Raw genomic sequence first — 13,972 nt, forward strand, 5'->3', positions numbered from 1 at the left:
CCATAGTAGAGTGCTTTATGTACATTTTTAGACAAGTCTTTTTTATAAACTTATATAAGAGGTAAATTTTCAATAAGAATTTTTTAAAACTTATAATCTCAGATTTACGGATATGGATTCATCTTGGATGTAGTGATCAAGAAAAATTTCATTCGCAATTAGTTAGTTTTAATATTGAATTAAAATTTACAACTCCACCAAAAGGCACAATTACCGACAAACTTGAAGATACAATTTGTTATCTTGAGCTTGTTCAAAGTATTAAATTTCTTTGCCAAACTAAACAATTTAATCTAATAGAACATTTAACTATAGAAGTTTATCATGTTATTGATAAATCTTTATTGAGATATCGTGATATTGTTCAATCTGTCAGTGTAACAACACGTAAAATGTCACCGCCTATCCAAGATGTTCATGGAGATATTGCTTTTACTTACTGCTCTGCTTTATGTAGTAAAGGAGGGGACAATGATTTACATTAGTCTTGGTTCTAATTTAGGAAATCGTATTAATAACTTAAATATGGCTGTGAATTTATTAACACAAAGTTGTTTACGCAATTCTAAGTCTTCAATTATACTTGAAACCGAAGCGATTTTGCCAGATAATACCCCTCCATCTTGGAATAAACCATTCTTAAACATGATCGTTGCGGGAGAGACGGATTTATCACCCGATGCACTACTTATAACCATGAAATCGATAGAATCTGATATGGGACGATTGGCTATTTATGAAAAATGGGCACCTCGTATTATTGATCTAGATATTTTACTTTGGGATGAACTTGAGATCAATACTCCTCAGCTTACAATACCGCATCCAGAATTAAGTACTCGACCATTTTTACAACATCTTTTAGCCCTCATGGAAGTACAGCCATGGACAAAGATGCCTTTAACAAATTCTTTTTCTAAAAGTTTTGTTCTACATCCTGCAATTGTGGGGATTGTTAACGTTACAAATGATTCCTTTTCAGATGGAGGGCAATTTAACAATCCAGATAAAGCAATTGAGCAAATTCAAGAATTAGCTAGTGATGGTGCTAGTATTATTGAAATTGGGGCTCAATCCACAAGACCAGGTGCTGTAATTCATACACCAGAGGAGGAATATAATAAATTAAAGCCTGTTCTAGATGGGATTACAACATTAATAAATAAAGGAATGCTTAAAGTTAGCATAGATAGTTTTTGGTCATCTACTGTTAAACGGCTTCTTGAAAACTATCAGATTAGTTGGATTAATGATGTCAAAGGTGATTTTGATAATAGAACTTTGAAGAGCATTGCTGAGAAAGGTTGTAAACTATGTTTCATGCATTCATTGAGTATTCCACCTAATCAAGAATTAATTCTATCTTTAGAGCATAGACCTATTAGTTTGATAAAAGAATGGGGAAAGCAATCCATTGAGCGTCTCTTAAATATCGGCTTTTCTCAAGAAAATATTATCATTGATCCAGGTATTGGCTTTGGAAAATCGTCATATCAAAACATAGAGATTTTACGATATGTTCAAGAACTCAGGAGCTTAGATGTTCAAATTATGGTTGGACACTCCAGAAAATCCTATATTCAGGCATTTTCTACAGTTGATGCTAAGAATCGGGATATTGAAACTATTGCTACTTCCCTTGCATTAAAAGATAAGGTAGATTTTTTGCGTGTTCATAATGTAAGGAACCATATGCGATTTTTTACAACCTATCAAAACTTTCATCAATAGGGTGTCATATGAAGATAATAGGTATCATGGCAGCAACGCAACAAGGAGTTATTGGTGATAGAAACTCTTTACCTTGGAGTTATCCGGAAGAACTTGAGCATTTTAGAGCTACAACTAGTGGACATATTATGATTATGGGACGAAAGACTTATAACATAATACCCAAAACTTCGCTAACTATAGTCAATTCAGGAGAATTTGGGGCTAGGAGCGATGGAGCGACGCCTATAAGTAATAGGCGAGCGACGAGTGACGACGTCACCAACTTCTCATCAATTGATTATAATAGAGATATTATTGTTTTTTCTCGTAATCATCATTGTATTTCTAACGATGCAAAGATAGTAAGTTCATTGAATGAGTTTCTAAAATATATTCAATCTTTAAACTTAGTAAAGAAGCTTTTTATGATTGGAGGAGCTGAGATTGCTCATTTATTTTTAGAACATAATCTGATTTCTTATTTTATACTAACAAAAATACACCACTTATATTCTGGTGATACATCCATTGATTTAAGATATTTTAAAGGATGGGATGAAAAAATTTTAAAAGAACACCCTAATTATACTATTTGTAAGCTTACAAATATAAAGGAGATATCATGATATTTTGCACAAACCTTAATACATCTCTTGAGGTATTTCATTTACTTAAACATCCGTTTTATAAGTTATGGAATGAAGGATTGTTGAAACATGAAATATTACAAATCTATGTAAAAGAATACTATCATCATGTTTCTGCTTTTCCTAGATATATAAGTCAAATCCATGCTCTTTGTGATAAGATTCAAGAAAGACAAATTTTGCTAGAGAATTTGATTGATGAGGAGAAAGGTGATGATAATCATCCTGAATTATGGTTACGTTTTGCTGAAGGAATAGGCGTATCAAGGGAGTCAATCCCAAATTTTCCAGAATTAGTTTCAACTTGCAAACTAGTTGAAGGATATTTGGAACTAGTGAGAACAGATTATCCGACAGGATTAGGGGCTTTATATGCCTATGAAAGGCAAACACCAGAAGTTGCTGCTTCTAAGATGGATGGTTTAAAAAAGCATTATGGAATTCAAGATAATAAAACATTGCAATTTTTTTCTGTTCATCAAGAAGCTGATAAATGGCATACAGAACAATTGGTTAGTCTGATAAAGTCTCTTAACAAAAACGATCAGCAGAAAGTTTTTTATGGAGCAAAAGAAGGAGCTAAATTACTATGGTTCTTTCTTGATGGGATGATGAAAATGGTAGAATGTCATGCTTGTTAAAGGTATAAAAACTCATAGGATTGAGGTTAATGATTGTTTGGAACAAATTTTAGATCAATATACCCAAGAGCTTGTAGATGAAGATATTGTTGCTATAACATCCAAGATAATTAGCATCATACAAGGACGTTTAGTTTCAAAGGATAGTATATGTAAGAATTTATTGATTAAGCAAGAAGCAGATTTAGTGTTGGAGACAGACCGTAATCCTTATGATCTTTATTTAACTATCAAGAATGGTATACTTATACCTTCTGCAGGTATAGATGAATCAAACGTACATGGAGTATATGTTTTGTATCCTGAGAATATTCAAAAAACAGTTATTTGGATATGGGAATATTTAAAAAAGAGACATAATCTTAAAAAGATTGGTGTTGTGATTACGGACAGCCATACAACAATCATGAGACTAGGTGTAACAGGTATCGCTCTTGGTTGGTGTGGTTTTATACCCATTTATTCATATATTGATAAACCTGATCTTTACAATAGTCCATTAAGGGTTACACAAGTGAATATTTTAGATGCTTTGGCGACTTCAGCAGTTTTTGTTATGGGTGAAGGTAATGAACAAACTCCTCTTGCTATCATTAAAGATGCACCTAAAATTTACTTTCTTGATAGACCTCCCACAATAGAAGAAGAGAAAAATATCTTGATTCCTATGGATGAAGATTTATATTCTCCGCTACTACGGGCTGCCAAATGGCATATTGTCTAATGGCATGTTATCTCCGACAGTTTCTTAGTAAATTTGCTGCAACTTCGTTGATAATTTCTCCTCCTGTTATTGACAAGCCAATTATTTTTTGATAAAATCGATGTGTTATAATTAGCTATTTGCTTATCTAATATTTTTAACAAGTTCACTACATGATTTACTAGAGTATCAATTATGCAAGATACAAATACTAACGATTTACGTAATATCATAGGTACTATCAGTGCTAAATTGTATGAAAATGACATAGTAGCTGAAATATATTACAGATTAAAAGACCCTTATTCTACTGTAAAGAAGATATTACGAAAGACTATTGCTTTGAAAGAATTAACTGACTAAGGTGGTCCCCTTTGTCTAGACAAAAATTTAGATAAATAGAGATATAATTCACAAAAATTAAATTGTTGTTTTTATACAATATTTTTTTCAAAATATACACATTCTGGATTTTTATAATCCAAAGCTTGATGTATCCTTTGTCTATTATAAAAGTCCATATATTCGTTAATTGCTGTCTTTGCCTCCTTTACTGTTGTTAAAATAATCCGATAAATTTTTTCCTGTTTTAATGATCGCCAAAAACGTTCAATAAAAATATTATCTAAGGCTCGTCCCTTACCATCCATACTAATCAAGATATTATGTAGCTTTAGCATACTAATAAAATTCTCCGAGGTAAATTGTACTCCTTGATCAGTATTAAATATTTTTGGCATACCATATTTTTCTATAGCGTCTTCAAGGGCTGTTACACAAAATTCACTTTCCAAACTAATGGAGATTCGCCAACTTAGAATATAACGACTATACCAGTCAATAATAGCTACTAAATATACGAACCCTTGGCTCAGTCTTATATACGTTATATCTGCACTCCAAACCTGGTTTGGCAATACTATTTCTAATCCTTTTAGTAAATAAGGATATATTTTATGCACTTGATTCCTCTTGCTTAAATTTATTTTAGGATAAACAGCTTCAAGACCCATTATCTTGTAGTAACGTCTAACAGCTTTACGACCTACCGAAAAACCTTGGGCTTGTAAATATTTAGCCATCCGCCGCATACCATAATATGGATGCATAGTATAGGTCTCATCAATTATTGCCATAATCTTGATATCTTGTTCACTAATACCAGTAGGTTGATAGTAATAGGTTGACCTGCTAATATCCAATAACTTACACTGTTGTACAATTGTTAACTTATTATGATTAGGCTCTATCATATTACACCTAACCTTTAATTCCAAACAATGCAGATTTTTTTTTGAGCCAGTCACACTCAACGCTTAACTGACCAATTTGCTCATATAGATTCTTGATTAACCCCTGCTGATTTGGATCAGCACTCTGTGTTTTATTCTTAAAACCTTGTACTAACAACTCAAGACCTTGTTTTTTCCAGTTACTGATCTGTGTTGCATGAACACCATACTTACTGGTTATCTGGGCTATTGTTAGCTCTCCCTTAATTGCTTCTATGACAATTTTGACTTTCTCCTCAGCACTATATTGCCTTACTTGTTTTTTCATCTCTAGCTCTCCTTGTTTGCTAAAGAATTCTATCTCATTTTTCTTATTTTTCTGTCCAAAATATTGGAACCATTATAGTAAATATAGAAGGGAAAAAGGAGTTACTTGGCATTTGGATAGGCAAAAATGAAGGTGCTAAATTTTGGATGCAAGTAGTTACTGAGTTAAAGAATCGAGGAATTGAACAAATTTATGTTGCTTGTGTGGGGTTTAAAGGGCTTTCCAGAAGCTATAAGCAGTGTATTCCCGAGTACTATAGTACAATTATGTATTGTACATATGGTTCGCAATTCAGTAAAGTATGTGTCATATAAAGATTTAAAAGAGGTCACATCAGATCTAAAACAAATTTATACAGCTAATAATGACGAAATGGCACGTTTAAAACTTCAGCAATTTGGTGTAAAATGGGATAAAAAATATCCGGTAATTTCTGATATTTGGCAACGTAATTGGTCTGGGATAATACCGTTTTTTGCCTTTCCTGAAGAGAACAGAAAGGTAATTTATACTACTAACACTATAGAATCTGTAAATCGTCAAATTAGAAAAATTATCAAAAATAAGGGGGTGTTTCCAGATGATAAGTCAATTCAAAAAATAATATTTTTATCCCTACAAAATGCAGCCAAAAAATGGACCATGCCTATTAAAGATTGGTCTTTAGCTTTAAATCAATTTGAAATACTTTGTGGAGATTTTAAATATGATTTATTGGAAAATAAAAAATGAACTTACACAAATTAAATGATTGACTCACTAGACAATAAGAAGGATGATGTTATTGCTGATTCTTGAGAGAGTTTCCTATAGTCAATTGATGGGAAGTTGGTGACGTCGTCACTCAATGCTTGCCTATTACTTATAGGCTTTGCTCCATCGCTCCTGCTACCTAATTCTCCTGAATTGACTATATAATCATACCTATTTTTAGTTAGTAACTGTAAAATTATTATTGACCAAAGCTAATTTTAGCACTTCATCTACAGTTGATACTGATAAAATTTCTAAACTCTTTTTTATATTCGGTGGAATATCTTCTAAGTCTTTAACGTTATCTTGAGGTATTATCACCGTTTGTATACCACCTCGGCTAGCGGCTAATAATTTTTCTTTTAGTCCCCCAATTGGTAATACTGTCCCCCTTAGGGTGATTTCTCCAGTCATTGCTACAGTTCTGTTTACCGGTATTTTGGTCATAAGTGAAACAATAGTGGTAAATATTGCACATCCAGCAGATGGACCATCTTTTGGAATCGCTCCAGCCGGTACGTGCAAATGGATATCAAGATCTTTATAATCTTCATATTTTAATCCAAAACTACTAGCTCTAGAACGAAAACAGCTATAGGCTGCTTGAGCAGATTCTTTCATTACATCCCCAAGTTTACCAGTAGTTTTAATATCTCCTTTGCCATGGAATGACAAGGCTTCAATGGTAAGTAATTCTCCGCCAACTTCTGTATAAGCAAGTCCCGTAGTACTACCTATTTGATCTTCTTTTTCAGCTAGACCAAAATTATATTTCCTAACTCCTAAATATTTTTCAAGATTGGTAGATGATATTGATATGCTTTTTATTTTTTTGTTACTCAAAATTCTTTGCAATACTTTTCTTGTAACAGAGCCAATTTCTCTCTCAAGCGATCTTACTCCTGATTCTTTGGTGTAATATCTAATTAATTCTAAAATTGCTCCATCATCAATAGTGAGTTCATTTTTCTTTATTTCATGCATTTTCAATTGCTTTGGTATTAAGTAGTTTTTGGCAATTTGTAATTTTTCTTCTTCAACATAACCAGAAATATTAATGATCTCCATACGATCAAGTAGAGCTCTGGGCAGATTATAAGAATTAGCTGTTGCAATAAACATTATCTCTGACAGATCATATTCTACTTCTAAATAATGATCAACGAAATTACTGTTTTGTTCAGGGTCTAAGACTTCAAGTAAAGCAGAAGCCGGATCACCTCGAAAATCAGAACCCATTTTATCAATTTCATCTAATAACATAACGGGGTTATTAGTTTTAACTTTTTTTATTAAATTCATAATTTTTCCTGGCATAGAACCAAGATATGTTTTTCGATGTCCCCTAATCTCCGATTCATCTCTAATACCGCCAAGAGCAAATTTAGTATATTTCCTACCTATTGCTTCAGCAATGGATTTGACCAATGAGGTTTTCCCAACTCCTGGTGGACCGATTAAGCATAATATAGGTCCTTTAATTTTTTTAGAACGTTGTAACACTGCTAAATATTCAATAACACGCTCTTTGACTTTCTCAAGACCAAAGTGATCACGATCCAAAATTTCTCTAGTTTTATTTATATCAGTTTTATTATTATCAAATTTCCCCCATGGCATGGCTAATAATGTATCAAGGTAATTACGGACAACTGATGATTCACCTGACATTTGATTCATAAGCTTTAGCTTTTTCAGTTCTGCTTCAGCTTTTTCTTTTGCTTCTTTTGAAAGTTTTAAGGTTTTAATCTTTTTTTCTATATCAGAGAAATCAGATTTATCATGTTCGAGTTCTTTTTGTATAGCTTTCATTTGTTCGTGCAAGTAATAATCACGCTGAGTTTTCTCAATTTGTTTTTTTACTCGCAATTGTAAAGCTTGCTCTGCATCTATTTGAGCCATACTAGATGTTAATGTATCTATTATAGTTTTAATTCGTGATTGAGGTTTGGTCTCCTCTAACAAAGTTTGTTTTATTATTAATGGTACAGTCAAATAAGAAGCTAGTACATTAGTGACATAACTAAAATCTGTTGGATTTTTTGCTATTTCACCAGTTATCGTTTCTATTATTTCTGGATTAATTTTTTTATGAGTCTTAGTATATTTTGTGAATAACTCGATAACATTTGCTGTGGAAACTTTTAAAGATTCTACATCAATTACCTCTTCATCATGTAGTATGCTATATTCAGCTTCAAATATTTCTTTATTAGTGATGTTATGTAGGGTAACCTTATCGATTGCCTCAACTAGAATTTTGGCATTATTCTGTAACCTTACTGTTTGTATAATTTTAGCAATTACTCCTGTAGAATGAAGATCTTGAATATCTGGAGTATCTTGATCTTGTTGTTTTTGTAATACTAATAATATATATCTATTATTATCTATAATTTTAGTATTAAACAAAGCTTTTAGAGACTTTGACCTACCGACAAATACAGGAGCGATCATACCTGGAAATATCACCATGTCTTTTAATGCGAGTAAGGGTAATTTTTCTTTATTTGTCATATTAAAAACCTTAAGAAATTTATATACTAAAGAGGATGGTAGCTATATAATACCGTCTTACTATGATTTCAAGCTACATTTAGTTTTATATATGCCTTCATCGCCTCAATCTTCCAATATCATATCAATAGCAAGCAATAGGGTAAAACAATATCTTCATTTGACCCCAATAGTTCAATCTGAAATTTTAGATAAAATGCTCGGGCATAAAATTTTCTTTAAAATAGACTCGTTACAAAAAACCGGAGCATTCAAGGTTAGAGGGGTATTAAACCACTTATTAGAGTTGCAAGAACAAAATTGTTTACCAAATAAAGTTGTTGCATATAGTACAGGTAATCATGGAATTGGTCTTGCTTGGGTAGCAAAAACCCTTAACCTTAAGGCAAGAATTTATTTACCAGAAAATACCTCTCCAATTAAACAACAAACAGCAAAATATTATGGAGCAGAGGTTATACTAACTAAAACTAGACAGATGGCAGAAGATAAAGCAAAGAGTGACATAGAAAATGATTTTTACTATTTGCATCCTTCCGATAGTGATTCTAGTATAGCTGGGGCTGGTACGATGTGTTATGAAGCATTGCAACAACTAGGATTCAGCCCAGATGCCATTTTTGCTTCTTGTGGAGGTGGGGGGGTGCTTTCTGGATCATATTTAGCGAAAGAATTGCTATCTCCATCCAGCTTGCTGATAGGTTCAGAGCCGCTTAATGCCAACGATGCTTTCTTATCGATTAAGCAAGGTTCGATATATAGGTTTACTGATTCACCAAGTACTGTAGCAGATGGTTTGCGTACTTTAGCAGTTTCACCACGTACATTTAATTATCTAAATAAACTTGATGATTTCTTTCTTGCTGATGAACATTCTATATATTATTGGACCGCTTGGTTGATTCATTTGCTACGAATTGCCTGTGAACCATCATGTGCTTTAAATATGGTTGGAGTAGTAAATTGGTTAAAGAAACAGTCAAAACCTAAGAAAGTTTTAGTGCTTATATCAGGTGGGAACATTGATCCTATTATTTATCAGGAGCTTTGGAAGGGAGAATATCTTGCTAATTTGCCTAAGTCTTAGTACTATAGTTGTAAATTAACTCACCTTACGCATAAACCCCATGACAATTTAAAAATTCTGGAAAAGTACAAAACGTCATTGCGAGCGAACGTACGTGAGCGTGGCAATCCACATATAGATTGCTTCGTCGCCCACTATAGTCAATTGATGAGAAGTTGGTGACGTCGTCGCTATAGTACCCTACAATTTTGAGAAGATGAAGAAGAATGGTTGATTTAGAGTGGTGTGAAGTAGTATAAGGTAGGTATTTTTATAACAAAATGCATAATATAATACTTCAAGAATTGATTTTATATATAGACGGAAATAAATCAAGATTAAAATGTTTGGTTGGTATGGTAATTAGTTTGCTGACGGGCAGCTCAATTTATCAAAAAGGTTTAGCACTTGGTATTTTAGGTGATGCTAAAGCGACGTCAAAAACTCATAGAATTTATCGTTTTTTAAAAGATTTTAATTTTGATTATATGAAGGTTGGCTATTTGCTATTAAGCTTTTTTGCTTCAAAAAATTATGTCGTAGCAATGGATAGGACAAGTTGGAAATTTGGTAAATCCGATATTAATATTTTATTGTCCCAAAATTTGGTTAAAACCTCCGGCTTCAGCCGGAAAAGACTTCAGTCCTTGTTCTAAAATATTTCAATTTACTAATGTTATCATATATATTATTCTCTGAATAGAGAATAATATATATGACTGATTATAGTAAGTCTAGCCACACCGTATTTTACCACCGCTTCCATATCGTTTGGATTACTAAGTATCGATACAAAGTACTCACAGGTAACCTCAGGATTAGAATTAGAGAAATTATTGCTCAGGTAGCAGAATATCTTGGTATCAAAATCATCAATGGAATATTATCTGCCGATCATGTCCATATTATGGCTGAAATTCCACCTCATATATCCATTAGTCAGTTTGTTAAAGCAGCTAAAGGACGTTCATCATATAAAATTCAGCAAGAATTTCCTGAAATTAGAAAAACTTACTGGGGACGCCACTTTTGGGCTAGGGGCTTCTTTAGCTCAACCAGTGGTAATGTCACTGATGATATAATCAATAACTACATTAACAATCATTCAGATGCACATCAGCCTAATAATGTAATGAATATCTCTTTAGAGTAAATCCGTGACTTCTAGTCGCAACTTCAACCTACCAGCTTCAGCTGGTTAGTTATTGAGTTTTAGTAATGGTAATTGGTAAAATATCGGTGCCAATATTCTGGAAGACTTTGTCGCATGGTGGCGGGTGTTCTGCAGAATTTATGAAGGAATTTTTACAGAAATTTATTAATAATTTTGGCGTTGAAAGAATAAAATATTTGCTTGCTGATAGAGAATTTATGAATAAAGAATGGTTAGACTTTCTGATAAATAACCATCTAAAGTTTGTTATTCCATTAAAAATGGATCATAAAATTCGTCTTACAAAAGGTTTAAGAACTTTAACCATTGAAAGAATATTTAGTGATGTTAAAGCCTTAGAGTATAGGGCTTGTAGTGGTATATTATGGAATAGAAAGGTTAATTTTACCGCATATAGAAATGATAAGAGCGAGCTGATGGTTCTGGTGTCTTCAATTGAAATAGAGCAAGATATTTTTGCTTTATATAAATTTCGTTGGAGTGTTGAACGACTATTTTTGCACCTAAAAAGCGGTGGTTTTGATATTGAAAAAAGTCACATTGTAAAATTGGATAGATTTGAAAAATTATTAGTGATAACTGCTATTGCTTCAGCTTTAATAGTCAAAAATGGAATAATACAAAATGCCTTAAATCCCATCCGAATAAAACGGTACAAAACCATTGAAAGACAATTGTTTTCATTATTTACCTATGGCTTTGATCATATCAAAAATGCTTTTTATCAATCTACAACAGCCATAACGCAGCTAATATCCACATTATTAATACCTCCCAAACAAAAACTTTTTTCTATCCTAATACCATCTTTACAAAAATTATAATGGTCCCAATATTTTGGACAGAAAAATAAGAAAAATGAGATAGAATTCTTTAGCAAACAAGGAGAGCTAGAGATGAAAAAACAAGTAAGGCAATATAGTGCTGAGGAGAAAGCCAAAATTGTCATAGAAGCAATTAAGGGAGAGCTAACAATAGCCCAGATAACTAGTAAGTATGGTGTTCATGCAACACAGATAAGTAACTGGAAAAAACAAGGTCTTGAGTTGTTAGTACAAGGTTTTAAGAATAAAACACAGAGTGCTGATCCAAATCAGCAGGGGTTAATCAAGAATCTATATGAGCAAATTGGTCAGTTAAGCGTTGAGTGTGACTGGCTCAAAAAAAAATCTGCATTGTTTGGAATTAAAGGTTAGGTGTAATATGATAGAGCCTAATCATAATAAGTTAACAATTGTACAACAGTGTAAGTTATTGGATATTAGCAGGTCAACCTATTACTATCAACCTACTGGTATTAGTGAACAAGATATCAAGATTATGGCAATAATTGATGAGACCTATACTATGCATCCATATTATGGTATGCGGCGGATGGCTAAATATTTACAAGCCCAAGGTTTTTCGGTAGGTCGTAAAGCTGTTAGACGTTACTACAAGATAATGGGTCTTGAAGCTGTTTATCCTAAAATAAATTTAAGCAAGAGGAATCAAGTGCATAAAATATATCCTTATTTACTAAAAGGATTAGAAATAGTATTGCCAAACCAGGTTTGGAGTGCAGATATAACGTATATAAGACTGAGCCAAGGGTTCGTATATTTAGTAGCTATTATTGACTGGTATAGTCGTTATATTCTAAGTTGGCGAATCTCCATTAGTTTGGAAAGTGAATTTTGTGTAACAGCCCTTGAAGACGCTATAGAAAAATATGGTATGCCAAAAATATTTAATACTGATCAAGGAGTACAATTTACCTCGGAGAATTTTATTAGTATGCTAAAGCTACATAATATCTTGATTAGTATGGATGGTAAGGGACGAGCCTTAGATAATATTTTTATTGAACGTTTTTGGCGATCATTAAAACAGGAAAAAATTTATCGGATTATTTTAACAACAGTAAAGGAGGCAAAGACAGCAATTAACGAATATATGGACTTTTATAATAGACAAAGGATGCATCAAGCTTTGGATTATAAAACTCCAGAATGTGTATATTTTGAAAAAAATATTGTATAAAAACAACAATTTAATTTTTGTGAATTATATCTCTATTTATCTAAATTTTTGTCTAGACAAAGGGGACCACCTTATTAGCTGCGTTATGGCTGTTGTAGATTGATAAAAAGCATTTTTGATATGATCAAAGCCATAGGTAAATAATGAAAACAATTGTCTTTCAATGGTTTTGTACCGTTTTATTCGGATGGGATTTAAGGCATTTTGTATTATTCCATTTTTGACTATTAAAGCTGAAGCAATAGCAGTTATCACTAATAATTTTTCAAATCTATCCAATTTTACAATGTGACTTTTTTCAATATCAAAACCACCGCTTTTTAGGTGCAAAAATAGTCGTTCAACACTCCAACGAAATTTATATAAAGCAAAAATATCTTGCTCTATTTCAATTGAAGACACCAGAACCATCAGCTCGCTCTTATCATTTCTATATGCGGTAAAATTAACCTTTCTATTCCATAATATACCACTACAAGCCCTATACTCTAAGGCTTTAACATCACTAAATATTCTTTCAATGGTTAAAGTTCTTAAACCTTTTGTAAGACGAATTTTATGATCCATTTTTAATGGAATAACAAACTTTAGATGGTTATTTATCAGAAAGTCTAACCATTCTTTATTCATAAATTCTCTATCAGCAAGCAAATATTTTATTCTTTCAACGCCAAAATTATTAATAAATTTCTGTAAAAATTCCTTCATAAATTCTGCAGAACACCCGCCACCATGCGACAAAGTCTTCCAGAATATTGGCACCGATATTTTACCAATTACCATTACTAAAAATAAAATATTAATATCGGATTTACCAAATTTCCAACTTGTCCTATCCATTGCTACGACATAATTTTTTGAAGCAAAAAAGCTTAATAGCAAATAGCCAACCTTCATATAATCAAAATTAAAATCTTTTAAAAAACGATAAATTCTATGAGTTTTTGACGTCGCTTTAGCATCACCTAAAATACCAAGTGCTAAACCTTTTTGATAAATTGAGCTGCCCGTCAGCAAACTAATTACCATACCAACCAAACATTTTAATCTTGATTTATTTCCGTCTATATATAAAATCAATTCTTGAAGTATTATATTATGCATTTTGTTATAAAAATACCTACCTTATACTACTTCACACCACTCTAAATCAACCATTCTTCTTCATCTTCTCAA

At 32.3% G+C, this 13,972-nt stretch carries 16 protein-coding genes and 1 pseudogene; 13 read left to right on the forward strand and 4 right to left on the reverse strand.

The genetic code is table 11. The annotated features are described in order from the left end of the window. Nucleotides 1-116 precede the first annotated feature (116 nt). The 6 genes from NBW66_RS00065 (at nucleotide 117) to NBW66_RS00090 (ending at nucleotide 4,067) form a co-directional block, all read left to right on the forward strand. Complete coding sequence (locus NBW66_RS00065; protein ID WP_250312215.1) at nucleotides 117-485, forward strand: dihydroneopterin aldolase; 369 nt, start codon at nucleotides 117-119, stop codon at nucleotides 483-485. Beyond that, on the forward strand, nucleotides 427-1,731 hold the full coding sequence (folP, locus tag NBW66_RS00070; protein ID WP_250311377.1) for a dihydropteroate synthase: 1,305 nt from the start codon (nucleotides 427-429) through the stop codon (nucleotides 1,729-1,731). Before NBW66_RS00065 ends, folP begins: the two co-directional genes overlap by 59 nt. 26 nt (nucleotides 1,732-1,757) lie before the next feature. After that, entirely contained in the window at nucleotides 1,758-2,339 is a 582-nt protein-coding gene (locus NBW66_RS00075; protein WP_250311378.1) for a dihydrofolate reductase, read from the forward strand. Further along, complete coding sequence (locus NBW66_RS00080) at nucleotides 2,336-3,001, forward strand: CADD family putative folate metabolism protein (protein ID WP_250311379.1); 666 nt, start codon at nucleotides 2,336-2,338, stop codon at nucleotides 2,999-3,001. The genes NBW66_RS00075 and NBW66_RS00080 overlap by 4 nt, the downstream gene beginning before the upstream one ends. After that, nucleotides 2,991-3,725: a coenzyme F420-0:L-glutamate ligase gene (locus NBW66_RS00085; protein WP_250311380.1), complete on the forward strand. Its 735-nt coding sequence runs from the start codon at nucleotides 2,991-2,993 to the stop codon at nucleotides 3,723-3,725. The genes NBW66_RS00080 and NBW66_RS00085 overlap by 11 nt, the downstream gene beginning before the upstream one ends. Before the next feature lie 174 nt (nucleotides 3,726-3,899). Then, nucleotides 3,900-4,067: a hypothetical protein gene (locus tag NBW66_RS00090; protein WP_250311381.1), complete on the forward strand. Its 168-nt coding sequence runs from the start codon at nucleotides 3,900-3,902 to the stop codon at nucleotides 4,065-4,067. Between the two features lie 71 nt (nucleotides 4,068-4,138). Here NBW66_RS00090 and NBW66_RS00095 read toward each other — a convergent pair whose 3' ends face one another. Both NBW66_RS00095 and NBW66_RS15140 read right to left on the reverse strand, forming a co-directional pair. Continuing rightward, nucleotides 4,139-4,957, reverse strand: coding sequence for an IS3 family transposase (locus NBW66_RS00095; RefSeq protein WP_250310573.1), 819 nt, complete (start codon nucleotides 4,955-4,957; stop codon nucleotides 4,139-4,141). 7 nt (nucleotides 4,958-4,964) lie between these two features. Continuing rightward, nucleotides 4,965-5,264 carry a transposase gene (locus NBW66_RS15140; protein WP_250311382.1) on the reverse strand — a complete coding sequence of 100 codons (300 nt, stop codon included), beginning with the start codon at nucleotides 5,262-5,264 and terminating at the stop codon, nucleotides 4,965-4,967. A 77-nt stretch (nucleotides 5,265-5,341) separates the two neighbouring features. Between NBW66_RS15140 and NBW66_RS00105 the strand changes: the two are divergent. Continuing rightward, a pseudogene (locus NBW66_RS00105) lies at nucleotides 5,342-5,996 on the forward strand (IS256 family transposase); the annotation flags it as partial. A 198-nt stretch (nucleotides 5,997-6,194) separates the two neighbouring features. Here NBW66_RS00105 and lon read toward each other — a convergent pair. Next, the gene (gene lon, locus NBW66_RS00110; RefSeq protein ID WP_250311383.1) at nucleotides 6,195-8,534 is read right to left on the reverse strand and encodes an endopeptidase La; all 2,340 of its coding nucleotides are present in this window, start codon (nucleotides 8,532-8,534) and stop codon (nucleotides 6,195-6,197) included. Between the two features lie 91 nt (nucleotides 8,535-8,625). Between lon and NBW66_RS00115 the strand changes: the two genes are divergently transcribed. The 6 genes from NBW66_RS00115 to NBW66_RS00140 all read left to right on the forward strand — a co-directional run bounded on the left by NBW66_RS00115 (nucleotide 8,626) and on the right by NBW66_RS00140 (nucleotide 12,796). After that, nucleotides 8,626-9,621, forward strand: coding sequence for a serine/threonine dehydratase (locus tag NBW66_RS00115; protein ID WP_250312216.1), 996 nt, complete (start codon nucleotides 8,626-8,628; stop codon nucleotides 9,619-9,621). A 260-nt stretch (nucleotides 9,622-9,881) separates the two neighbouring features. After that, nucleotides 9,882-10,256 (forward strand): hypothetical protein, encoded by a 375-nt coding sequence (locus NBW66_RS00120; protein ID WP_250311384.1) that lies wholly within the window; start codon nucleotides 9,882-9,884, stop codon nucleotides 10,254-10,256. A gap of 59 nt (nucleotides 10,257-10,315) precedes the next feature. Continuing rightward, nucleotides 10,316-10,753 carry an IS200/IS605 family transposase gene (tnpA, locus tag NBW66_RS00125; RefSeq protein WP_250310592.1) on the forward strand — a complete coding sequence of 146 codons (438 nt, stop codon included), beginning with the start codon at nucleotides 10,316-10,318 and terminating at the stop codon, nucleotides 10,751-10,753. A gap of 65 nt (nucleotides 10,754-10,818) precedes the next feature. Continuing rightward, complete coding sequence (locus NBW66_RS00130; RefSeq protein ID WP_250311232.1) at nucleotides 10,819-11,598, forward strand: transposase; 780 nt, start codon at nucleotides 10,819-10,821, stop codon at nucleotides 11,596-11,598. 72 nt (nucleotides 11,599-11,670) lie between these two features. Then, the gene (locus NBW66_RS00135) at nucleotides 11,671-11,970 is read left to right on the forward strand and encodes a transposase (protein ID WP_094649795.1); all 300 of its coding nucleotides are present in this window, start codon (nucleotides 11,671-11,673) and stop codon (nucleotides 11,968-11,970) included. A 7-nt stretch (nucleotides 11,971-11,977) separates the two neighbouring features. Then, nucleotides 11,978-12,796 (forward strand): IS3 family transposase, encoded by an 819-nt coding sequence (locus NBW66_RS00140; protein WP_250310686.1) that lies wholly within the window; start codon nucleotides 11,978-11,980, stop codon nucleotides 12,794-12,796. A 36-nt stretch (nucleotides 12,797-12,832) separates the two neighbouring features. On the opposite strand, the gene NBW66_RS00145 is transcribed toward NBW66_RS00140, so the two are convergent. After that, on the reverse strand, nucleotides 12,833-13,900 hold the full coding sequence (locus NBW66_RS00145) for a transposase (RefSeq protein WP_250311385.1): 1,068 nt from the start codon (nucleotides 13,898-13,900) through the stop codon (nucleotides 12,833-12,835). Between the last annotated feature and the right edge of the window lie 72 nt (nucleotides 13,901-13,972).

Source organism: Rickettsia endosymbiont of Oedothorax gibbosus (assembly GCF_936269705.1).
Classification (GTDB): Bacteria; Pseudomonadota; Alphaproteobacteria; order Rickettsiales; family Rickettsiaceae; genus Tisiphia.

What these genes read in the sequence shown, in the direction of transcription:
- tnpA (WP_250310592.1), top strand. Translation starts at nt 10,316, where the DNA reads ATGACTGATTATAGTAAGTCTAGCCACACCGTATTTTACCACCGCTTC.
- NBW66_RS00120 (WP_250311384.1), top strand. Translation starts at nt 9,882, where the DNA reads ATGCATAATATAATACTTCAAGAATTGATTTTATATATAGACGGAAAT.
- NBW66_RS00140 (WP_250310686.1), top strand. Translation starts at nt 11,978, where the DNA reads ATGATAGAGCCTAATCATAATAAGTTAACAATTGTACAACAGTGTAAG.
- NBW66_RS00145 (WP_250311385.1), bottom strand. Translation starts at nt 13,900, where the DNA reads ATGCATAATATAATACTTCAAGAATTGATTTTATATATAGACGGAAAT.
- NBW66_RS00075 (WP_250311378.1), top strand. Translation starts at nt 1,758, where the DNA reads ATGGCAGCAACGCAACAAGGAGTTATTGGTGATAGAAACTCTTTACCT.
- NBW66_RS15140 (WP_250311382.1), bottom strand. Translation starts at nt 5,264, where the DNA reads ATGAAAAAACAAGTAAGGCAATATAGTGCTGAGGAGAAAGTCAAAATT.
- NBW66_RS00080 (WP_250311379.1), top strand. Translation starts at nt 2,336, where the DNA reads ATGATATTTTGCACAAACCTTAATACATCTCTTGAGGTATTTCATTTA.
- NBW66_RS00115 (WP_250312216.1), top strand. Translation starts at nt 8,626, where the DNA reads ATGCCTTCATCGCCTCAATCTTCCAATATCATATCAATAGCAAGCAAT.
- NBW66_RS00095 (WP_250310573.1), bottom strand. Translation starts at nt 4,957, where the DNA reads ATGATAGAGCCTAATCATAATAAGTTAACAATTGTACAACAGTGTAAG.
- NBW66_RS00090 (WP_250311381.1), top strand. Translation starts at nt 3,900, where the DNA reads ATGCAAGATACAAATACTAACGATTTACGTAATATCATAGGTACTATC.
- NBW66_RS00130 (WP_250311232.1), top strand. Translation starts at nt 10,819, where the DNA reads ATGGTAATTGGTAAAATATCGGTGCCAATATTCTGGAAGACTTTGTCG.
- lon (WP_250311383.1), bottom strand. Translation starts at nt 8,534, where the DNA reads ATGACAAATAAAGAAAAATTACCCTTACTCGCATTAAAAGACATGGTG.
- NBW66_RS00085 (WP_250311380.1), top strand. Translation starts at nt 2,991, where the DNA reads ATGCTTGTTAAAGGTATAAAAACTCATAGGATTGAGGTTAATGATTGT.
- NBW66_RS00135 (WP_094649795.1), top strand. Translation starts at nt 11,671, where the DNA reads ATGAAAAAACAAGTAAGGCAATATAGTGCTGAGGAGAAAGCCAAAATT.